This is a genomic window from Cupriavidus sp. GW822-FHT02D05, from assembly GCF_058802485.1.
The window spans coordinates 44,430-66,177 of record NZ_JBXAOE010000034.1 but is presented as its reverse complement, the minus strand read 5'-3'; the positions used below and the strand labels follow the sequence as shown (position 1 = coordinate 66,177).

17 protein-coding genes are annotated in these 21,748 nt (G+C 69.0%); 8 read left to right on the top strand and 9 right to left on the bottom strand.

Annotation, left to right across the window (positions count from 1 at the left end; all coding sequences use genetic code 11):
* Positions 1-10: 10 nt before the first annotated feature.
* Both AC1RQK_RS33405 and AC1RQK_RS33400 read right to left on the bottom strand, forming a co-directional pair.
* Positions 11-2,782: a winged helix-turn-helix domain-containing protein gene (locus AC1RQK_RS33405; RefSeq protein ID WP_492813661.1), complete on the bottom strand. Its 2,772-nt coding sequence runs from the start codon at positions 2,780-2,782 to the stop codon at positions 11-13.
* 218 nt (positions 2,783-3,000) lie between these two features.
* On the bottom strand, positions 3,001-4,545 hold the full coding sequence (locus tag AC1RQK_RS33400) for an AMP-binding protein (RefSeq protein WP_492813659.1): 1,545 nt from the start codon (positions 4,543-4,545) through the stop codon (positions 3,001-3,003).
* A 316-nt stretch (positions 4,546-4,861) separates the two neighbouring features.
* Between AC1RQK_RS33400 and AC1RQK_RS33395 the strand changes: the two genes are divergently transcribed.
* Both AC1RQK_RS33395 and AC1RQK_RS33390 read left to right on the top strand, forming a co-directional pair.
* On the top strand, positions 4,862-6,007 hold the full coding sequence (locus tag AC1RQK_RS33395; protein ID WP_492374206.1) for an acyl-CoA dehydrogenase family protein: 1,146 nt from the start codon (positions 4,862-4,864) through the stop codon (positions 6,005-6,007).
* 47 nt (positions 6,008-6,054) lie between these two features.
* Entirely contained in the window at positions 6,055-7,290 is a 1,236-nt protein-coding gene (locus AC1RQK_RS33390) for an acyl-CoA dehydrogenase family protein (protein ID WP_492813657.1), read from the top strand.
* Between the two features lie 6 nt (positions 7,291-7,296).
* Here AC1RQK_RS33390 and AC1RQK_RS33385 read toward each other — a convergent pair whose 3' ends face one another.
* From AC1RQK_RS33385 to AC1RQK_RS33360, 6 genes are all read right to left on the bottom strand, one after another.
* Positions 7,297-7,611, bottom strand: a complete 315-nt coding sequence (locus AC1RQK_RS33385; RefSeq protein WP_492374204.1) for a DUF7696 family protein — start codon at positions 7,609-7,611, stop codon at positions 7,297-7,299.
* Positions 7,612-7,638: 27 nt separating this feature from the next.
* Positions 7,639-8,349, bottom strand: a complete 711-nt coding sequence (locus AC1RQK_RS33380; RefSeq protein WP_492813655.1) for a helix-turn-helix transcriptional regulator — start codon at positions 8,347-8,349, stop codon at positions 7,639-7,641.
* A gap of 791 nt (positions 8,350-9,140) precedes the next feature.
* Positions 9,141-10,718: a fatty acid--CoA ligase gene (locus tag AC1RQK_RS33375; protein WP_492813697.1), complete on the bottom strand. Its 1,578-nt coding sequence runs from the start codon at positions 10,716-10,718 to the stop codon at positions 9,141-9,143.
* Positions 10,719-10,782: 64 nt separating this feature from the next.
* Positions 10,783-11,565, bottom strand: coding sequence for an SDR family NAD(P)-dependent oxidoreductase (locus tag AC1RQK_RS33370; protein WP_043357193.1), 783 nt, complete (start codon positions 11,563-11,565; stop codon positions 10,783-10,785).
* A gap of 321 nt (positions 11,566-11,886) precedes the next feature.
* Positions 11,887-12,132, bottom strand: a complete 246-nt coding sequence (locus tag AC1RQK_RS33365) for a GlsB/YeaQ/YmgE family stress response membrane protein (RefSeq protein WP_441639843.1) — start codon at positions 12,130-12,132, stop codon at positions 11,887-11,889.
* Between the two features lie 31 nt (positions 12,133-12,163).
* The gene (locus AC1RQK_RS33360) at positions 12,164-12,580 is read right to left on the bottom strand and encodes a signal protein (RefSeq protein ID WP_492374202.1); all 417 of its coding nucleotides are present in this window, start codon (positions 12,578-12,580) and stop codon (positions 12,164-12,166) included.
* 395 nt (positions 12,581-12,975) lie between these two features.
* On the opposite strand from AC1RQK_RS33360, the gene AC1RQK_RS33355 reads away from it, so the two are divergent.
* Both AC1RQK_RS33355 and AC1RQK_RS33350 read left to right on the top strand, forming a co-directional pair.
* On the top strand, positions 12,976-15,255 hold the full coding sequence (locus tag AC1RQK_RS33355; protein WP_492374218.1) for a mechanosensitive ion channel family protein: 2,280 nt from the start codon (positions 12,976-12,978) through the stop codon (positions 15,253-15,255).
* A gap of 330 nt (positions 15,256-15,585) precedes the next feature.
* A complete protein-coding gene (locus AC1RQK_RS33350) occupies positions 15,586-16,767 on the top strand; it encodes a helix-turn-helix transcriptional regulator (RefSeq protein WP_492813652.1) in 1,182 nt (393 codons plus the stop codon).
* Here the strand turns inward: AC1RQK_RS33350 and AC1RQK_RS33345 are convergent.
* A complete protein-coding gene (locus tag AC1RQK_RS33345; protein ID WP_492374200.1) occupies positions 16,764-17,654 on the bottom strand; it encodes a LysR family transcriptional regulator in 891 nt (296 codons plus the stop codon). The genes AC1RQK_RS33350 and AC1RQK_RS33345 overlap by 4 nt on opposite strands.
* A 132-nt stretch (positions 17,655-17,786) precedes the next feature.
* Between AC1RQK_RS33345 and AC1RQK_RS33340 the strand changes: the two genes are divergently transcribed.
* The 4 genes from AC1RQK_RS33340 to AC1RQK_RS33325 all read left to right on the top strand — a co-directional run bounded on the left by AC1RQK_RS33340 (position 17,787) and on the right by AC1RQK_RS33325 (position 21,721).
* Positions 17,787-18,995 carry a CaiB/BaiF CoA transferase family protein gene (locus tag AC1RQK_RS33340; RefSeq protein WP_492813650.1) on the top strand — a complete coding sequence of 403 codons (1,209 nt, stop codon included), beginning with the start codon at positions 17,787-17,789 and terminating at the stop codon, positions 18,993-18,995.
* A gap of 69 nt (positions 18,996-19,064) precedes the next feature.
* On the top strand, positions 19,065-19,526 hold the full coding sequence (locus tag AC1RQK_RS33335) for a MaoC family dehydratase (RefSeq protein WP_150985236.1): 462 nt from the start codon (positions 19,065-19,067) through the stop codon (positions 19,524-19,526).
* Between the two features lie 19 nt (positions 19,527-19,545).
* Positions 19,546-20,706, top strand: a complete 1,161-nt coding sequence (locus tag AC1RQK_RS33330) for an acyl-CoA dehydrogenase family protein (protein ID WP_492374198.1) — start codon at positions 19,546-19,548, stop codon at positions 20,704-20,706.
* A gap of 13 nt (positions 20,707-20,719) precedes the next feature.
* Positions 20,720-21,721: an acyl-CoA dehydrogenase family protein gene (locus tag AC1RQK_RS33325; protein WP_492374197.1), complete on the top strand. Its 1,002-nt coding sequence runs from the start codon at positions 20,720-20,722 to the stop codon at positions 21,719-21,721.
* Positions 21,722-21,748: the final 27 nt, after the last annotated feature.

The window sequence follows — 21,748 nt, the reverse complement described above, 5'->3', positions numbered from 1 at the left end:
CCGCGCTTCCTTACAGCAAACCCAGTTGCCGCGCGATGGCAACCGCCTGCGTGCGGTTGCTGGCCCGCAGCTTGGCGCTGATATTGCGCAGGTGGGTGCGCACGGTGGTCTCCGAGACAAAGAGCCGATCCGCCATCGCCACGTTGGAGAAACCCTCGGCCAGCAGCTGCAGCACTTTCTGCTCCTTGGGCGTAAGCGGTTCCAGCAGCCCATGGCGCGCCTGCATGGCGGCCGGGTCCACCGGCTCCGGCGCGCCGCCGCAGGCTTGCAGCAGGCGCTCCACGTACCCCGCGGGCAACGCGCTGCCCTGGCGCAGGCAGGCTTCGGCCACCAGCCGGCGCACCTCCGCGCTTTCGTCAGCGAAGATGCGGATGAAGCCTTCCGCCGCGCCGAAGCGCAGCGCTTCGCCCATTGCCTGCAACGCCTGGGCGGCTTCGCCGCTGCGCTGGCAGGCCAGCGCCAGCAGGATGCGCAGCTTGAGCGCCCTGCGCATCAGTTGCGCGCGCTCGGTGGCGGCGAGTTCCGTCTCGATGGCCTCGCGCGTGCGCACGCAGGGCTCGGTGAACAGCGCCAGCCGCAGGCGCCCCATGACCACGTCTTCCAGGTCGTTGGCAAAAGAGCTGACCGCGCTCAGGCCGGGACGCGCGCGCCATAGCGCCGGGTCGGCTGCGTGCTGCAGCGCTTGCTCGGCGGCATGCTGATTGCCCTGCAGCAGCGCCAGGCGGGCGCGCTCGAGCATGGCGCCCAGCACCAGCCGTGGCAGGCCGCGATGATGGCCAAGGTGCTCGAGGGCGGCCAGCCATTCGTGCGCGCCGTCCACGTCGCCGCGGTCGCAGGCGATGCGGGCCAGCACGGTATGGCCGGTGATGATCTGGTCGGGCAGGCCGAGGTCGCGCGCAAGCGGCACGTACACTGTAAGCAGGCGCTCCGCGCGCTCGCGCTCATTGATCTCGTAGAGCGCATCGGCCAGCAGGATGCCGGCCATGGCGTTGCCGTTGGTAGGGCCGTAGCGGTTCGGCAGCATGGTGCTGGCGGCAATGCGAAACCGCGCCAGCGCCTGCTGCAGGCGGCCCTGGCGCAGGTCGATCAGCCCCTCCACCGATTCCGAGAAGATCTTGTTGAAGTTGCTGTCGGAGCCGCGCACCACCTGCCGGGCCACGCCCAGCAGGCGCCGCGCCTCGCGGTAGTCGCCGGTGACGGCGGCCATGCGCGCCATCGAGGTGGCAAGGATGGAGTCCGGGAACGGATAGCCCATGGGCAGCGGCAGCGGATCGTCGCGGCTGCAGGCGCGCGCCTCGTCGAAGCGGTCCATCATGTTCAGCAGCATATGGCGCAGCGCGCGCACATGCGCCAGCAGGTCGCCCTCGGCGCCGGCCAGCGGGATGGTCTGCAGCAGCGCAATGGCGTCGGCCGGGCCGCGCGTAAACGACAGCGCCCACACATGGGCGATCTGCAGCTTGGGCCACGCGGCCAGCGCGTCGGCCGGCACCGCGTCCAGCCAGCGCGTCAGCAGGCGCATGCGGCCCTGCGCCAGCAACTCGTCCACCTTGCCCGCCAGCAGCGGCAGCGCGTGGTCCACCGCGCCGGCCGCCAGCGCATGCTCGATGGCCGGCACCGGCCGGCCCTGCTGCTCATACCAGCGCGAGGCGGCCATCTGCAAGGCGGGCACTTCGTGCGGCATGGCCTGCTGCAGCTGCGCGCGCAGGAAGCTGGAGAAAAGGCTGTGATAGCGGTACCAGCGCGCATTGGGCTGATGGGCCTGAGCAGGCGGCTCCGCGCCGCCGTGGCGCTCGCCATCCAGCGGCATCAGGAACAGGTTGGCCCGCTCCAGCCAGGCGAGGATCTCCTCGCTGTCGGCGGTGCCGCTCACGGCATCGCACAGCGGCCCGCTGAGCTGGTCGAGGATTGACGTGCGCAACAGGAATGCACGCACCGCATCGGGCAGGTGCAGGTAGACGTCCTCCACCAGGTAATCGGCAATCGCGGCGTTCGAGCCGGAGAAGCCGGCGATGAAGGCGTCCGGCTGGCCACGCCGCTCCAGCGCCACCGACGCCAGCCACAACGCGGTGGCCCAGCCTTCGGTGCGCCGGTGCAGCGTGGAGATAGCCGCGGGCTGCAGCGCCAGGCCGCGCGCGCGGCGCAGGAAGGAATCGGTCTCCTCGGCGGTGAAGCGCAGCTGGGCCGGCTCGATCTCCAGCAGCTCGCCACGCGCGCGCAGCCGCGCCAGCCCGGACTCCGGCACCCAGCGCGTGCCCACCACCAGGCGGGCGCCGGGTGGCAATTGCTCCACCACCTGCCAGACCAGGCCGGCCACGGTGGGGTTCTGCAAGGCCTCGAAGTCGTCCAGGAACAGCGTGAAGGGGCGGTCGTGGGCCGCCATGCGGTCGATCAGCGCAAGCGCGTGCTCGCCGGCCGACTGCGGCGCGGGCTGGGCCGCGGCGAGCGGCGCGCCGCCCTTGCGCAGCACCAGCTCGAAGGCGGCTTCGAGCGAGCCCAGAAAACGCGTGGCGTCATTGTCCGCGCGGTCCAGCGTGAGCCAGGCGGTGGCCACACCTTCGGCGTCCAGCCGCGCCCGGCATTGCAGCATGGCGGTGGTCTTGCCGAACCCGGCCGGCGCGCGCACCAGCACCAGCTTGACGAAGCCGGCCGCGCACACGGCGTCGCAAATGGCGCGGCGCTCCACCTGGAACGGGGTCAGCATGGGCGGGCGCAGCTTTGCCACCAGCGTGGCGGCGCGGGCGGCGCCCCGATGGCCCGCGCTGGTCTCCTCGATTGTTGCCATTCGCCGTGTCTTCCTGTTGGCGGCGGCACCCACGAGCGGTGGATGCCACGCGATCGGCGCCGGCTTATGGTTGCCGGCTGCTGGCGCCACATGCGCCAGGGATCGAACGGCTGATTATGGCGTAAACGCCCGCCCGGCATGCGACGCGGCCGCGATGCCGGGCGGGCGGCCTCGATGCCGGCCACAATGCCTCCCCCCATGCCGGCCACACAAGCAAGCTATACCAGCTTGTTCTCCCGCCCCGCCCAGTAGCGCTCGCGCAGCAGCCGCTTGAGCAGCTTGCCGGTGGGCAGGCGCGGCAGCTCGGCGGCAAAGTCCACCGAGCGCGGGCACTTGATGGCGGACAGATGGGTGCGGCAGAAGGCCAGCAGCTCGTCGGCCAGGGCCGGGCTGGCGCGCGCCATGTCGAGTGGCTGCACCACCGCCTTGACCTCCTCGCCAAAGTCCTCGTTTGGCACGCCGATCACTGCCACGTCCATGACCTCGGGATGGGTCATCAGCAGGTTCTCGGCCTCCTGCGGATAGATGTTGACCCCGCCCGAGATGATCATGTTCGCCTTGCGGTCGGTCAGGTAGAGAAAGCCCTCCTCGTCCACGTAGCCGACGTCGCCCAGCGTGGTCCAGCCGGCGTGCACCGGGTGGCGCGATTGCGCGGTCTTGTCGGGATCGTTGTGGTAGACGAAGCTGCGCCCCTCGGCGAAGTAGATGGTGCCGGGCTCGCCCGGCGGCAGCAGCGCGCCGCTGTCGTCGCAGATGCGCAGCTGGCCAACGGAGGCGCGGCCCACGGTGCCTTTGTGGGTGAGCCAGTCGGCCGAACCCACGGCGGTGGAGCCGTTGCCCTCCGTGCCGGCGTAGTACTCCCAGATGATCGGCCCCCACCAGTCGATCATCTGCTCCTTGATGGCCACCGGGCAGGGCGCAGCGGCATGCACGGCAAAGCGCAGCGAGGACACGTCGTGGCGCTGGCGCACCGCCTCGGGCAGCTTGAGCATGCGCGAGAACATGGTGGGCACGACCTGGGTATGCGTGATGCGGTGCTCTGCCAGCAAGCGCAGGAATGCTTCCGCGTCGAAATGCTCCATCACCACCGAGGTGCCGCCGAGTTGCTGCACGGCCATGTTGTAGCGCAGCGGCGCCGCGTGATAGAGCGGCGCGGGTGAGAGGTAGCGCGTGTCTGAGCCGAACTGGTAAAGCGACTGGCACATCAGCACCAGCGAGCCAGGCACGTCGATCTGCTGGTTGGCCGGCGGCGTGAAGACACCCTTGGGGCGGCCGGTGGTGCCGGAGGAGTACAGCATGTCGGTGCCTGCACATTCGTCGTCGATGCGCCACCCGGGGTACTGGGCCAGCGCCGTCTCGTAGGCGGCAAAGCCCGGCACCGCGCCGTCCATCATCAGGCGCGCAACCAGGCCTGGCACCTTGGCCGCCACCCCTTGCGCCACGGCGGCCTGCGCATGCGAGGTGACCAGCATCCTGGCGCCGCTGTCGGCCACGATATGCGCCGCGTCGTCCACGTTCAGGCGCGTGCTGATGCACACGTAGATCAACCCCGAGCGTTGCGCGCCCCAGCACAGCTCGAACAGGCGCGGGTGGTTCTCCAGCAGGAAGGCCACGCGGTCGCCCGGCTGCAGCCCGTGGTCGCGGAACAGCCGCGCCGCCTGGTTGGAGCGCTCGTCAAGCTCACGGTAAGTAACGACGGTGCCGCCGGCCATGATGATGGCCGGCTTGTCCGGGGTGCGCTGCACATGAACATGCGGGTGCATGACTGACCCTCCTGGAAGTGGGTGTGGCCGAACTGGGTGACTCGATGACTGGGTGACTGGGTGACTGGGTGCGTTGGAAACTTCGGTATCGCGGAACCGGCAGGGATGGCATTGCGTGCGGCACATTGTCGGGACAGGTACCCCGGGCGGGCATCGTCGGATGCGACGAACGCGCCTTGGTGCAATGCCGCAAACGCCGATGTGGCCGCCCGTGCGGCGCGCCGCGCGCCAAGGCGATTCGTCGCATCCGACGATGCGAACCGGCGGCCTCTTCACATAATGGCAAGTGCCCCAGCAACCGCGCCAAGGAACCACCGTGGATTTCCAATTCAGCGAAGAACAATCGATGTTGCGCGACACGCTCGCGCGCTACCTGGCCGACCACTACAGCTTCGAAGCCCGCCAGGCGGCAATCCGCTCGCCCGCTGGCTGGCGGGCGTCCTGCTGGCAAGCCCTGGCGCAGGAGCTAGGGCTGCTGGGCGCCGCGTTCCCGGAACGCTTTGGCGGGCTCGGCGGCAATGCCGTCGACCACACGATCGTGATGGAGCAGTTCGGCCGCCACCTGGTGGTCGAGCCCTACCTGTCTACCGTTGTGCTCGGCGGCGGGGCCTTGCTGCATGGCAGCGAGACGCTGGCCGCCAACTGGCTGCCTGCCATCATCGGCGGCGAGGCCACCGTGGCCTGGGCGCACGCCGAGCCGCGCAGCCGTTACTGCCTGCACGATGTACAGGCCAGCGCCGCCCGCGTGCAAGGCGGCTGGCGCCTTGACGGCCACAAGGCCGTGGTGGTGGCCGCGCCGTGGGCCACGCACCTGGTGGTGAGCGCGCGCACCGGCGGCAGCCGGCGCGACCGGGACGGCATCAGCCTGTTCTGGATCGCGCGCAACGCGCCCGGCGTGACGCTGCAGGAATACCCCACCGTGGATGGCTCCCGGGCCGCCGATATACGCCTGGACAACGTCTTCGTGCCGGACGGCGGCTTGCTGGGCGCCGAGGGCGAGGCGCTGGCGCTGATCGAGCGCCTGAGCGACGAGGCTGCGGTGGCGCTGTGCGCCGAAGCCGGTGGCGCCATGAGCCGCATGCTCGGCGACACGGTCGACTACGCGCGCCAGCGCAAGCAGTTTGGCGTACCGATTGCCACCTTCCAGGTGCTGCAGCACCGCATGGCCGACATGTACGTGCAACTGGAGCAAACCGTGGCGCTGACGCAAGTCGCCGCCATGCAGGCTGGCGCGCAGCCCACGCAGCGCGCGCTGGCGGCCAGCGCCGCCAAGGCGCAGGCCGGGCAGGCCGGCAGGTTCGTCGGCCAGGCCGCGGTGCAGATCCATGGCGGCATGGGCGTGACGGAGGAGCTGGCGGTTGGCCATTACTTCAAGCGCGTCACCGCGATCGACCTGCAGTTTGGCTCCGCCGAACACCACCTGCGCCGTTACGCCGACCTGCTGTATCCGGCTGCCGCGTGAGCCCGCGCATTCCTGCCCCGCACTGACGAACATCCCGAGGCCCATCGATGAATCTCGATTTCTCCCCGCAAGAGCTGCAGTTCCGCGACGAGGTCCGTGCCTGGATCAAGGAAGCCTTCGACCCCGGCCTCAAGGCCCTGATGGCACGCACCAAGAATGGCTATCTCGACAAGGAGGGCCAGGTGCGCTGGCAGAAGAAGCTGTTCGAGCGCGGCTGGGCCGCGCCCAACTGGCCCGAGGAATATGGCGGCCCGGGCTGGTCCCCGGCGCAGCGCTACCTGTTCCAGGCCGAGACCGCCGCCGCCGGCTGCCCGACCGTGTCGCCGATGGGCCTGAAGATGGTGGCGCCGGTGATCATGAAATACGGCAGCCCCGAGCAAAAGGCGCGCTTCCTGCCGCCCATCCTGCGCTCCGACATCTGGTGGTGCCAGGGCTACTCGGAACCCAACTCCGGCTCCGACCTGGCCTCCCTGCAGATGCGCGCCGAGCGCGGCCGCGACCGGGATGGCGAGCACTACATCCTGAACGGCTCCAAGATCTGGACCACGCACGCGCAATGGGCCGACTGGATGTTCTGCCTGGTGCGCACCAGCCGCGACGCGCGCCGCCAGGACGGCATCTCCTTCGTGCTGGTGGACATGCGCACGCCCGGCATCACGGTGGCGCCGCTGCCCACGCTGGATGGCCCGGTCGAGGGCCAGCAGGAAGTCAACCAGGTCTTCTTTGAAGATGTGCGCGTGCCGGTGGAAAACCGTATCGGCGAGGAGGGCCTGGGCTGGACCTACGCCAAATACCTGCTTGAGTTCGAGCGCGGCGGCAGCTACGGCCCGATGCTGCGCCAGCAACTGGCCAAGGTGGCGCGCATCGCGCAGAAGGAGCCCGGCGAGGATGGCGGGCGCTTGCTCGACGACCCGGGTTTTCGCCGCAAGCTGGCCGAGCTGCACGTGCGCGCGGCCGCGCTGGAGGCGAGCGAGCTGCGGCTGTTTTCCAACGTGACGTCGGGCACCTCGATCGGCGCCGCCTCCAGCATGCTCAAGCTGGTGGGCACCGAGACCATCCAGGCCATCAGCGAGCTGGCGGTGGAAGCAGCCGGCCCGTACGCGCTGCCCTTCGTGCAGGATGGCTGGGGTGAATTGCAGGGTCGCGCCACGGGCCCGCAAGCGGGCCCCGACTACGCCGCGCCGCTGGCGCCGCGCTATTTCAACTACCGCAAGGCATCGATCTACGCCGGCTCCAACGAGATCCAGCGCAACATCATCGCCAAGCTGGTGCTAGGGCTGTAAGCCAGGTCAGTGCAGCAGCCCGCCAGCCGGGCTGCGCTCCTGGCCGGCGTCCACCTCATCGCCGGCTTCCAGCGCCTCGGTCACCGTGGCCCGGATCGATTCCGCCTTGAGCAGCAGGCGCAGGGCGATGTCGGCGCCACGGCTGGCCGCCACGCGCGCAATGAAGGCCCGGCGCGCCGGTTCGCCCAGCGTGGCGACGTGTGCGGCTTCGCACAGCACATGCCATGCGGCTGGCTGGCCGTCGAACTGTTGCCGGCGGCGCAGCAGGGTGGCGTCGATGGCGGCGGCGATGTCCGCGTCCCTCACGGTCTGATTGCGCATGGTGCTCTCCTGAACGGGAAACTGGGGTTAGGGCCAGGCGCGGGCCGTGCCACGATCGTTGCTGCCGTGGCTGCTGCCCGTCTGGAACCTGGCGCCGCGCTGGCGCGCGGCATGGATGGCTTCGCTCTTGTTGCTGACCTGCAGGCGCTGGTACAGCAGCGCGACATGGCTCTTCACGGTCGCCACCGAGATATTGAGCAGGCGGCTCACGGTCTTGAGCGCATAGCCCTGCGACAGCAGGACCAGCACCTCGTACTGGCGCGGCGTGAGCTTCAACATGCGCGCCTCGTCGCGCAGCAGGTCGATGCGGGCGCGTTCCGTCGCCAGAACCTGCAAGGGCGCGGAGGGGTGCGGGGCCGGCTGGCGCCAGCGCGCGTCATCGGCCAGTACCAGCCGGATCGCCGCCTCGATCGCCGCCAGCGATGACGCCTTCGGCAGCCACGCGCAGATGCCCCAGGCCAGGTCCGGCGGCAACACGGGCGGTAATGTGCCATCGACCAGCAGCAGCAGGTACTGCGCCGATAGCACGGTGCGTGCGGTCTCCAGCAACGCGCGCGCGCGATCCTGCACCGGCGGCAAGCTGAGGATCACCAGCCCGATGTCGTTCATCTGCCCCTGCAGCATGGCGAGATCGGCCGGATCCACGCAGATCACGTGGCCCAGGCCCTCGACGCCACCAAGCATGCGCAGCAGGCCGAGCCGCAAGAGCGGGTTGTCTTCAAGCAGGAGTGCATTCATGACAGCGTGCCTCCGTGCGAGCTGCTGCGTTCCGGTTCCATCTGCTCCCCCTTTGGCAACGACGTGCCCATCCGGCTTGGCTGGTATTCGCGGCAGCGTTGTCACAGGCAATACCGCAAGCCGCGTGCCAGCGGCAAGGCGTTGAGCGCGGCGGGTGCGAAGGGGATTGCGGCAGGGGTGGCGCCGGCCGGGAAGGCAGGCGCCATAACGGCTGGCGGGAGGGCATGCCAGGCAGGAGGGACCTGGCGGCGCCCCTTGCCAGCAGCGAATGCGCGAGCGGCGGGCCGGCTGCGTGTTACGCGTTACGTAACGCGTTCCGCGGGGCAGGTGGGGGCATTCAGGGAGAATGTCAGCTTGCTGACAAAGCCGGCTCTGCGTTGTCGTGCTGGAAAACACCACGGGCTTCGCTTTGAGTGGCTCCTAGCTAAGCCACCCCTCTCCCCGGCCCTCTCCCCATGAGGGGAGAGGGAGTAACAGCCGTCGTCATTTCAAGCGGCGTTGGCGCACTCGTCGGCTTCGACCGATGCTGCCGGTTTGCTCCCCTCTCCCACTTGTGGGAGAGGGGACGGGGGAGAGGGCGGGCGCTCGTTATGCCGTCGCGGTGGAATAAACCACTGGCTTCGCTTCCCGTGGCTCCTAGCCAAACCGCCCCTCTCCCCAACCCTCTCCCCATGAGGGGAGAGGGAGTAACAGCCGTCGTCATGGCGCGCGGCTTTGGCCCGTTCGGCGGCTTCGGCTAGTGCTCCTGGCCTGTCGGCGTACCGAGCGTCTTGCATTGCTGTGCGCCAACCTCAGTTGACGCGCCGGTTGTACCCTTCCCAATATGGCTCGCGCAGCTTCCTGCGCAGCAGCTTGCCGGAGGGGTTGCGCGGCAGCGCATCGGCAAACTCGATGCTCTTGGGGATCTTGTAGCCGGCCAGCCGCTCGCGCGCCCACGCCACGATGCTGTCGCGATCCGGCGCCTGCCCGGGACGGGGCACGACGATGGCCTTGACCGCCTCGCCCCATTTTTCGTCGGGCACGCCGATCACGGCCACATCCGCCACTTGCGGGTGGCCGTAGATCGCGCTCTCGACTTCGGCGGGATACACGTTCTCGCCGCCGCTGATGATCATGTCCTTGACCCGGTCGTGGATGTAGACATAGCCCTCGGCATCGAGAAAGCCGGCGTCGCCGGTGCGCAGCCAGCCGTCGGCGTCGATGGTGCGCGCGGTCTCGTCGGGCTGCTTCCAGTAGCCCGCCATGTTCTGCGGCGAGCGGATCATCAGCTCGCCGACTTCGCCCGGCGGCAGGCGCCGGCCTTCCCAGTCCACCACCACCACTTCCACGCCGGGCAGCGGCTTGCCGGCGGCCCGCATGCGCGGCACGTCGTCGGTGGTGTGGTCTTCCGGCGCCAGGGCCACCACCGTGCCGGTGGTCTCGGTCATGCCGTACTGCTGCGCAAACCCGCAGCCGAAGACTTCGATGCCCTCGCGCAGCAAGGCTGCCGGGATCGGCGCCGCGCCATAGAGCAAGGTCTTCAGGCGGGAGTAGTCGATGCGGCGCGCGCGCGGATCGCGCAGCACGAACTGCATCGCCGCGGGCACCAGGAACAGCTTGCTGATGCGCTCGCGCTCAAAGAAGTCCAGCACCGCGCCGGGATCGAAATCGCGCGCCACCACGCCCTTGGCCCCCGCGAGCAAGCTGCGCAAGCCCCAGCCCGAGCCACCAATGTGCGCCACCGGCATGGCCACCAGCGAGACATCGTCGTCTGTCCAGCGCGACCACGAGATATCTTCTCGCTCGCTGGCCTCGGTGCCGGCGGTCAGGTTGCGGTGGGTCAGCATGGCGCCCTTGGGGCGCCCGGTGGTGCCCGACGTATAAAGCTGCAGCACCACGTCGTGCGCGGCGCTCTGGTGCGCCGGTGGCGTAGCCGCCTGCGCGTCGCGCCACGTCACATAGGCGGGCCAGTCCGGCTGGCCGCCTTCCATGGCGATCACCTCGCGCACCAGCGGCAGCGTGGGCAGCAGCTTGCGCACCAGGTCTGCCGATTCCGGCCCAACGAACAGCAGCGCGGCATCGGCGTGGCCAACGATATAGCCCACCTCCGGCGGCGCCAGGCGCCAGCTCGCGGGCGCCATCACGGCGCCCATCTTGGCTGCCCCCAGCAGCAGCTCGAAGTAGTGATCGCAGTTCTTGCCGATATAGCCGATGCGATCGCCGGGCCCGACCCCGGCTGCCACCAGCGCCTGGGCGACACGATCGCTCTGGCGGTCCAGCGCCAGATACGTGGTCAGCCTGCCTTCGAAGGCATAGGCCACCGCGTCGGGCCGCCGCTGCGCGAAGTGGCGCAGCGCATGCGGCAGTGTGGTCAGGTAACTGAAATCCATCAGCGTCTCCTTCTCTCGGTCCTGCTGCATGCGCGCGTCCTTTTTATTGTTGTGAACTGCCGGATCAGCGCGGGGCCATGCGGATGGCGCCATCGAGCCGCACCGCTTCGCCGTTGAAATAGCTGTTGCGGCACATCTCCAGCGCGAGCGAGGCAAACTCTTCCGGCGCGCCGAGCCGCTTGGGGAACGGCACCGAGGCGGCCAGCGCAGCCTTGACGTGTTCCTGCGCGCCTTGCAAGAGCGGCGTGTTGAAGATGCCGGGCATGATGGTATTGACCCGAATGCCTTCGCCGGACAGGTCGCGCGCGATCGGCAGGGTCATGCCGACCACGCCGGCCTTGGAGGCGGAGTACGCCGCCTGGCCCATCTGCCCGTCCTGCGCCGCCACCGAGGCGGTATTGATGATGACGCCGCGATCGCCGTCACGCGCATCCAGCGTGAGCATGCCGGCGGCCGAGCGCGCCAGGCAGCGGAAGGAGCCGATCAGGTTGATCTGGATGATGCGCTCGAACGCGTCCGAGGCGAAGAAGCGGATCTGGTCCGGCGCCTCCTTGGCGCGCGATGCGGTCTTGATGGCGTTGCCGGTGCCGGCGCAATTCACCAGGATGCGTTCCTGCCCGAGCGCTGCGCGCGCCTTGGCGAAACCAGCTTCGACCTCGGCTTCCGACGTCACGTTGACCTGGCAGAACACGCCCCCGAGTTCACGCGCCACGGCCTCGCCCTTTTCCGCGTTCATGTCGAACAGCGCGACGCGCACGCCATGCGCCGCCAGCGCCCGCGCGGTGGCTTCGCCCAGGCCCGACGCGCCGCCCGTGATCACTGCCGTTACCGATGCATTGAGTTCCATCTTGTCTCCGCGTTGTCTTGATGTGTGTTGATGATGTGTGTTGAATCTGTGCTGAACCATTCCCCGCATTCCCCGTTCCCCGTCGGCGCGCAGCGCTACGCCTGGGCGGAATGCCTGAGTCCGGCGAGCCGAATAAACGGGCTTGCCAGCGTGGTATGGAGATTCAGGGATGACGGCGCGCAACGCATCGTCCGAAGCGACGAATGCATGAAAGCACATCAAACACGTGAAGCGCATGAAAGCGTGAGCACGCCAGCGCGCGGCGCGAATGCTGCTGCCTGCGGGCAGCAGCATTGGCCATTTGAAGAATCCGCGGCCTGTCTAGCGCCGCGTTGCCAGGTGATACAGCGCCAGCAGGATCACAGCGCCCAGCACGGCGCCGATAAAGCCGGCGGACTGGCCCTGGCGGTACCAGCCCAGGGCCTGCCCAAGGAAGGTCGCAGCGAGCGAGCCGACGATGCCCAGGCCGGCTGTCAGGAAGAAACCGCTTGGCCCGCGCCCGGGCGTGAGCATGCGCGCCACCAGGCCGGCGAGAAAGCCGATGAGAATGATCCAGATCAGGTGCATGTCATGCCCTCCCGGCGGCGCTTCCCGCGGCTCACTTGCATGCCTTGCCGTGATCCGCGTGGAAACCTTGCGCGGTGGCGTCGGCTTCACTCATGTAGGCGCCGTTCTTGGTCTTGCCGTAGTACTTCGTGCCAGGGCAGTGATAGACCTTGGAAGACTTGTTGGCCCATACCTGCCCAGGGCCGCCACCCGGAGCCGCGGCGGCGGCGGGCGCGGCCGGCTTGGCCATCGGCATGGAAGCTGCGGGCGCGGGCGCGGCAGGCTTGGCCATCGGCGCGGCAGCGGCGGGAGCGGCTGGCGTGGCTTGAGCGCGCGCCAGGTGCGGGACCGAGGCGATGAGCGCCGCGGCCAGCAGCATAGGCAAGCCGACGCGCCGGCCTAACGAGGCGGGCGAGGCAGGCAAAACGGTAACGGCGGTAATAGCGTTCAAGGCTTTCATAGCATTCATGACAGGCTCCTGCGGTAACAATGCCATTGGGACAACGAAACGACAGGGCTGCATACAGCCGCAACCCGACCGACACGCAATACCTCACTCAACGGCCCGCACCGTCACTCCGTTGACCGCAACCAGCCAGCACGGGCTTGCTGCCATGGTACGCCTGCTGCACGCCACCCGCTGCTGCGGCCATGCGACACGCCTTGCCGGGTGCCCGGCGCGAGCGGCAACACCGATTGCGGCGCCGCACGAATCCGCGGCGTGTGCGGTATCCGCAATGCGCTACAGTGTCAGGCATCCCCCGGGATTGCCCGGCACCCTCTATCTACCCGCATGAGATGACGCTCGTGATCAGGTCCCAATTCACATTGCCGGCTGCATGCCGGCCAGGCGCACTGCTGCCGATGCTGACGCTGATGATCTGGCTGGCGCTGGCCACGCTGGCAGCGCAGCCGGCACTGGCGGCGCCGGCCGGACTGGCCTCGCTGGCGGCGGTCGTCAAGGCCGAGTCCGCGCCGGCCTCGCAGCCCGCGGCCAGCGAGCCGCTCGCGCAATCGCTCGACCAGGTCATTACCACGCTGCAGAGCGACAAGGACCGCAAGGCCCTGGTCGACCAGTTGCAAACGCTGCGCAAGGGCATAGGTGGGGCCAGTGCGGCGTCAGCGCCACAGCCCGGCCTGCTCGGGGCGCTGGCTGAGGCGGTCGACCATCTCGATGCGTCGCTGGGCAAGGACAAGGGGCCGTGGCACTACTGGCGCTGGCGCATCGATTTCGCGGGCGAGGAGTGGCTGGCCGCACTGACCATCAACGGGACGCGCGCGCCCTGGCAATCGGCACGGGAGTTCTCCGCCGTGCTCGCGGCCTGGTTCTGCGCCGGATGGCTGTTGCGGGAGGCGGTGAGACGCGTGCGCAACCGGCGCCTGCAGCCAGCGGTACGCTATGAGCTGCCCGCAGTGCCGTCCTGGATGGACGTCGGGCTTTACATGCTGCGCAGGGTGGCGCCGTGGGTGGTGGCCTTCGCCCTGGCGATGCTGCTCTCGAGCAGTATGTTCGGACGCTCGCCCGCCAGCATGGCCGGCATGGTGATTGCCTACTCGGTGGTGGCCGGCGCCGTGATGGGCGCGGTGTGCCAGGTCATCTTCGCGCTGTTTACCTCGGCGCACCGTGCGCACGCGGTGCGCGACCTGCTGCTGCACTCCCGCAGGCTGCTGTTCGCCACCGGCGCGCTGGCGGCGCTGGGCGACGTCACGACCGACGCGCGTGTGATCGCCTCGCTCGGCACCAACCTGTCGGCGCTGACCTCCACCGTGGCCAACATCGCCGCGGCGCTGCTGATCGGCGCCTTCACGCTGCGCTTTCGCCGGCAGATCGGCCAGATCATCAGCAACCGGCCGCTGGTTTTCCGTCAGGAGCATCCCGCAATCATGGACCTGTTGCGCCTGGTAGGCGCGAGCTGGCACCTGCCGGTGCTGGCGGTGGTGGTGGCCTCGGTGGCCGGCACGCTGCTGGCCACCGGCTACGCGGACATCTTCCTGCGGCGCACGGTGGGCTCGGTGGCGCTGTTCGTCGCCGCGCTGCTGCTGACGCTGATCACCGGCCGCTCGCCCAAGGCCACGCACCGCGCGCCGCGCTTTCGCGACCGCCAGCGCTCGGCCTACCTGGCGCGCTTCGGGCGTTTCGCGGTAGCGCTGGTGCGGGTGGTGATCTGGTTCGCCTACTTCGAGCTGGCCAGCCGGATCTGGGGCGTGTCGCTGCTCTCGGTGATTGAATCCACCACGCTCGGCAAGCGCATCGGCGAGGCCGTGTTCAGCGTGACCTCCACCGTGCTGCTGTCGTGGCTGGCATGGCTGCTGATCGATACGGCCATCACCCAGACGCTGACGCCCGCGCACGGCCGCGGGCAGCCGCCCAGCCTGCGCGCCAGGACCATCCTGCCGCTGGTGCGCAATGCGTTATTCGTCGCGCTGCTGGTCATCACGCTGATCGTGGTGCTGGCCAACCTCGGCGTCAACGTGACGCCGCTGCTCGCCGGCGCCGGCGTGGTCGGCCTGGCCATCGGCTTTGGCGCGCAAAGCCTGGTGCAGGACCTGATCACCGGCCTGTTCATCGTGGTGGAGGATTCGATCGCCATCGGCGACTCGGTGGAACTGCCCGACCATATTGGCACGGTGGAGGCCATGACCATCCGCACCGTCAAGCTGCGCGACGGCAAGGGTGCGCTTCATATCCTGCCCTACAGCCAGATCAAGGCCATCAAGAACATGTCGCGCGGCTATGCCGTTGCCGTATTCAACATCGGTGTGGCGTATGGCAGCGACCTCGACCAGGCCATTGAGCTGATCCGCGAGACCGGCGCGGAGGTAGCGCGCGATTTCCGCTACGCGCGCAACCTGCTTTCCGGACTCGACATCCTGGGCCTCGATCGCTTCGACCCCAACGGCTCGGTGGTGCTGGCCCAGTTCAGGACGCGCCCGCTGACCCAGGCGGAAATCACGCGCGCGTTCAACGTGCGGCTCAAGCGCAAGTTCGACCAGCATGGCATCAGCATGGCCACGCAGCGGGTAACGGTGCAGGTCGAGGGCGGCCTGGGGCTCCCCCCGGCGCAGGACGCGCAGGCCACTGAGCTGGCGGCCGGCGCCGGGGGCGCTGCTGCGCTTTCAAAGGGTGCGCCGGGGCCAGGCTGAGCCGGCCGAGTCACTATGCGGCTCGCAAAGCGCACGCAGAAACGGGTACGCTTTGCGCGGCCGTGCCCCGCTTCGCGGGCATTTCAGCGCTGAAATAATTTTTAATAATTGCCCAGGCGACATTCCCTGTTTGCGAAGTTATGCTCGCATCCGCATAATGCCGCCACACGGTAACGCGCAGCGCTGACGTACCCGGCATACCGGGCGCCTGACCCCGTCCGGTGGCGTCTGCCACTTCGGAGCCGGCCACAGCGAGCCAGCCGTACCGCTACCAGCGGGCCAATAAAAAGAGCAAAGCAGGATCAGGCGAGAGCCACCGGGGAAAATACTATGGGCGAGCATCCGTCGGCGGATGAAGACTTCCATCGTCTGATCGATTCGATCTACGAGTCGGCGCTTGACGTCACTGCCATGCCAGCCGCGCTGGATCTCTTCTCCCGCTATACCGATATCGAAAGCCCGCATTACCTGGTCTGGGACAAACTGTCCGGACAAGCGCGCCTCGGCGTCACCCCGCATGGCTGCTTCCCGGCGCAGGGCACCTACGTGCCGGAAGGCCTGCATGCGCTGGCAAGCCTGCCCAGGCGCGCGCTCGCGGGCGATCACCCTGGCGACCTGCAGGACGGCGCACCTTGGCGCGCGCCGGCGCATGGCGCCGACCTGGAGCATGGCGTGCGCCTGCTCGATACCGCTGAGGTCTGCGTGCTGATGGGCGGCACGGACCGGGGCGGCCGCCTGGACACCGGTTTCGACGGGACGGAGGGCTTGAGCCATCGCAGCAAGCGGCTCGCGCGCGTGCTGCCGCACTGGGCCCGCGCCGCGCGCATGCAACAACGCAACTTCGAGTTGAGCGGCCTGGCGGCCCTTGGCCTGGCCGGGCTGGATACGCTCGACTTCGGCGTGATGGTGCTGCAGGCCGATATGCGCGTGCGCTACGCCAATATCTGGGCCGAGGCGCTGGTGCAGGCCGACAGCCAGCTCGCGCTGGAAAACGGCGTGCTCAAGGCCCACGACCAGACCCTGCACGCCACCCTGCACAAGCTGCTCGACCGCGCCATGCAATCCCGTGGCGGCGAGGCGGCGGCCGGCTCGTGGATGCACATCACGTCGGGCGGCCAGCCGGTACCCATCATCGTGCTGCCGCTGGTGGCCCGCCAGCCGGTGGAAGGCCCGTGGCAACTGCCGTTCGCGATGGTGCTGATGGGCAATTCCGAATCGCGCTCGGTGCTCGACAGTTCGGTGCTGACGTCGCTGTTCGGCCTGTCGCGCAAGGAAAGCCTGATTGCCATCCGCCTTGCCGCCGGCGAAACCCTGACCGAGATCGCCGACCACGAATTCGTCTCGCCGCACACGGTGCGCGTGCATATTCGCGACATCCTGCGCAAGACCGGCACCCATCGCCAGAGCGAGCTGGTGCGCCTGCTGCACCTGCTGCCGGGCGTGGCGCTGGAGCGCGCCGGCGCGCCGGCGCGGCGCGTGGCGAGCGCGCGCGCGCCTGATCCGCTGGCCTAGGCGACCACGGTGCTGGCCACCTCCAGCAAGCGCTGCACCTGCCGGTCGTCGCTATCCGTGGACGTGGCCAGCGCGATGCCGATGCGCGCCACCGGCCGCGGGCTGGCCAGCCGCAGGAAACGCACGCGCCGGTTGATATAGCGCGCCGCCACGCTCGGCACCAGCGCCACCCCCAGGCCGCTTTCCACCAGGCTGACGATGGTCTGCACCTGCACCGCCTCTTGCGTCACACGCGGTACGAACCCGGCTTGCTGGCACAGCAGCATGGCGATGGCCTGCAGGTTGGGCACCTCGGCGCTGGGATGCATGATGAAGGGTTCCCCGGCGAGCGCCTTGAGCGCAATCGCGTCGCGCTCGGCAAAGCGGCTATCGGCCGGCACCGCCGCCACGAACTCGTCGTTCTCCAGCGGCATCAGCGTGTAGCCGCCGCTGTGCAAGATGGGAAAGCGCACCAGCCCGGCATCGAGCTGATGGCGCTCCAGCCGGTCCAGGATCGACGCCGAGGTGGATTCATGCAGGATCAGCTCGATCCCCGGGTGCGCGGCCCGAAACGCCGGGATCAGCTTGGGCAGCAAGGCGTAGGTTGCCGAGCCCACAAAACCCACGCGCAGTGCACCGCGCTCGCCATGCGCCGCCGCCAGCGCCGCCGCGCGAGCCTGGCCGGCATGGAACAGCGCGCGCCGCGCGTCATGCAGCGCGGCTTCGCCAGCCTGGGTCAGCCGCACCCCGCGCGAGGTACGCACGAACAGCGGCGTGCCGAGCGCATCTTCGAGCTTGCGGATCGAGATGGAGAGCGGCGGCTGCGCCATGTGCAGGCGCTCGGCCGCGCGGTGGAAGTTGCCGGTTTCGGCCAGGGCGACGAACTGCTGAAGTTGACGAAGGTCCACGCTGATGTCCGTATTGATATCTGGAAGATATCGAATCCTAAAAATCTAATATTAGACGCAAGCGACCCGCCTGATCTACCCTGTGGCATCCGGCGCAAGCCAGGCACAAGAACAGACAGGAGACACCCAGGCATGTTGCCCCTCTCAGGCATCCGCGTCATCGACCTATCCACGGTCGTGATGGGCCCTTACGCCAGCCAGTGGCTGGCCGACCTCGGCGCCGAAGTCATCAAGGTGGAGCCCCCCGAGGGCGACTCCACGCGGCGCACCGGCCCGGCCGCCGAGGATGGCATGTCGGCCATCTTCCTGGGCGTGAACCGCAGCAAGAAAAGCGTGGTGCTCAACCTCAAGCTGCCCGCGGCGCAGGCCGCGCTGGAGCGCCTGCTGGCCAGCGCCGATGTATTCATGCACAGCATGCGCCCGCAGAAGCTGGCCGGCCTCGGGCTGGACCCCGCCGACGTGATGGCGCGCCACCCGCGCCTGGTCTACGTGAGCTTGCTGGGCTTTGCCGAGGATGGCCCCTATGGCGGCCGCCCGGCCTACGACGACATCATCCAGGGCCTGTCCGGCAATGCCGCATTGATGGCCGCGCAGACCGGCACCATGCGCTACTTCCCCACCATCGCGGCCGACAAGACCAGCGCTCTGGTGGCGGCGCTGTCGATCTCGGCCGCCATTGCCGGGCGCGAGCGCCAGGGCGGCAAGGGCGCGCTGGTGGAAGTGCCGATGTTCGAATCGATGGTGGCCTTCAACCTGGTCGAGCATCTCTATGGCCAGCACTTCGAGCCGCCGCGCGGGTCCACCGGTTATCCGCGCGTGCTGGCGCCGCTGCGCCGGCCCTACCAGAGCGCCGACGGCCACGTCTGCATGATGCCGTACACCGATGCCCACTGGCGCGACTTCTTCACCGCCGCGGGCCGGCCCGACCTGGCCGCCGACCCGCGCTTTGCCGGCATCGCCGCGCGCACGCAGCATATCGAAGCCCTCTACGAGCTGACCAGCGAGATCGTGCGCACGCGCACCACCGACGCCTGGCTGGCGCTATGCGAAACGCTGCAGATCCCGGTGGCGCGGGTCAACCAGCTCGCTGAGCTGGTGGATGACCCGCACCTGCGCGCCACCGGCTTCTTCGACACGCTGGACGACCCGGCCATGGGCACGCTGCGCTTTACCGGCGCGCCGGTGCGCTTTGACGGCCAGCGCGCGGCGAGCGCGCTGCCGCCACGCCTGGGTCAGCACACCCGCAGCCTGCTTGGCGAGGCGGGCCTGAGCGGCGAGCAGATCGATGAGCTGGGCCGCACCGGCGCGGCCTATTGTGCGTCGCCGGCCACTAATGCCTAACCCTGCCGCATTCCCGCTCCTAACATAAAGGAAGCCGGCCGCCGATGGCGGCCCTCAACAGGAGACGCCGTGCCCCATACCCAACTCCCCCGCCTCGGCCAGGGCTTTTATTGGCAAGACATCAAGGAAGGCCAGGCGTTCCAGACCTTCCGCCGCACCGTGACCGAGACCGACCTGATCAACTTCATTTCGGTCACCGGCATGCTGGAAGCGATCTTTATCGAGGCGGGCTATGAAGGCGGCGCCATCCATGGCCGGCCCGTGCCCGCCGCGCTGACCTACGCCATGATCGAAGGCTTCATCCTGCAGACCATGATCCAGGGCACGGGGCTGGCCATGCTGGAGCTGACGCAGAAGATCCACGCCCCGGTGATGGTGGGCGACACCATCTGGGCCACGGTCACGGTGACCGGCATCCGCCCCACTTCGCGCAATGGCCGCGCCGTGGTGGACTCGGACATCGAAGTCTTCAACCAGCGCCATGAGCGTGTCATGACTTATTCCGCCCGGCGCTTGCTGGCCGGCCGCTAGCCACACGGAGACCCCTGTCTTGACTTCACTGCCCAGCACGTTCCAGCTGACTGCCTTGCCGCCGGCCGCCGCCGCCTTCCGGCACGAGGTGAAGGCATTCCTGGCCGAACACCTGCCGGCCCTTGCGCCCGAAGTCCGCGCCCGTTCATGGATGGGCTTCAACGCCGATTTCAGCCGCGCGCTGGCGCGCCACGGCTGGGTGGGCATCACCTTGCCCGCGCAACATGGCGGCGCCGGGCTCGATCCGTTCTCGCGTTTCGTGCTGGTGGAGGAGCTGCTGGCCTGCGGCGCGCCGGTCTCGGCCCACTGGATCGCCGACCGCCAGAGCGGGCCGCTGATCCTGCGCTACGGCAGCGACGCGCAGAAGGCCTTCTATCTCCCGCGCATCTGCAAGGGCGAAGCCTTCTTCTGCATCGGCATGAGCGAGCCCAACTCCGGCTCCGACCTGGCCAGCGTCGCGACCCGCGCCACGCCGCAGCCGGACGGCGGCTGGCGCTTGAACGGCCGCAAGATCTGGACGACCAACGCCGATCGCTGCCACTACATGCTGGCGCTGGTGCGCACCTCCGGCACGGGCGAGGACCGTCAGCGCGGCTTGTCGCAGGTCATCATCGACCTGTGCGCGCCGGGCGTGACCGTGCGCCCGATCCGCGACCTGGCCGGCGACGCGCATTTCTCCGAAGTCAGCTTCGAGGACGTGATGCTGCCTGAAGCGGCGCTGGTGGGCCGCGAAGGCAGCGGCTGGGAGCAGGTCAACGCGGAGCTGGCCTTCGAGCGCAGCGGGCCGGAGCGGCTGTACTCCAGCGTGGTGCTGCTCGATACCTGGATTGCGGCGCTGCGGCGCGCGCCGGCTGCACGGCGCGACACCGTCACCATCGGCCGGCTGGCTGGCCGGCTGGCGGTGCTGCGGGCCATGTCGCTGGCGGTGACCGCCCGGCTTGCCGCAGGCGAGAGCCCGGTGGTGGAAGCCGCGCTGGTCAAGGACCTGGGCACGGAGTTCGAGCAGTCCATTCCGGCGCTGGCGCAGGCCGCGCTGGGCGACGACCCGCACCTCGCCGCCGATCCCGACCTGTACCGCACCCTGGCCTATGTCAGCCAGGTCGCCCCGTCCTATTCGCTGCGTGGCGGCACGCGCGAGATCCTGCGCGGCATGATCGCCCGGGGCCTTGGCCTGCGCTGAACCGGAGTTCCCTATGCATAACGCTTACTCGGACGCGCTCGACAGCGTGCTGCGCGACTGCTGCACGCCCGCCGTCATCCGCGCCATCGAACGCGGCGACGACCACCTGCCCCTGTGGCAATCACTGCAAGACAGCGGCTTTGCCGATTGCCTCCTGCCCGAGGCGGCCGGCGGGGCGGGCCTGCCGCTGGACGAACTGGCGCCGGTGCTGTTCGCGCTGGGCCGCCACGCACTGCCTTTGCCGCTGGGCCAGACCTTGTTCGCGCGTGCGCTGCTGCACGCCGCCGGGCTGGCGGTGCCGGCCGAGCCCATCGCGCTGGCGACCTTCGATATGGATGAGGGCGCCACGGATGCAGTCCTCGTCGCAGGCGGCGCGCAAGCGGCCTGGTTCCTGGTGCAGGAAGGCACGCAATGCATGCTGCTGCCACGTGCCCGCGCGCAAGTCCGCCCGACCGGCGCCCACGCGGATCTGGCCGTGGTCCTGCCGCGCCCCGCATCGGACGGATTGCCACTGTTTACGCTGCCCGCGGGCACGCTGCGCCAGATCGGGGCCTGCCTGCACGCTGTGCAGCTGGCCGGCGCCATGTCGCATGTGTTCGACATGACGCTGCAATATGCCAACGACCGCCAGCAGTTCGGCCGCGCCATCGGCAAGTTCCAGGCCATCCAGCACCAGATCAGCGTGATGGCGGAACATGTCACCGCCGCGCGCATGGCCGCGCAGATCGCCTGCGCCGGCGGCGGCTGGCAGCCGGACCCGCTGCGCGCGGCCATCGGCAAGCTCAACGCCAGCGAAGCGGTCACGCCAGTGGCCGCCATCGCGCATGCCGTGCACGGCGCCATCGGCATCACCGAGGAGTACGACCTGCAGATCTACACCCGCCGCCTGCATGCCTGGCAACTGGCGGACGGGTCGCAGGCTTACTGGGCAAGGGTGGTGGGCGAGGCGGTGTGCGGCCAGCCTGGATCGGGCGTGGTCGATCTGGCCCGAAGCTGGAGCACCGACGCGGCCTGAGCCCCGGACGGGACCGGGGCCGGCCAG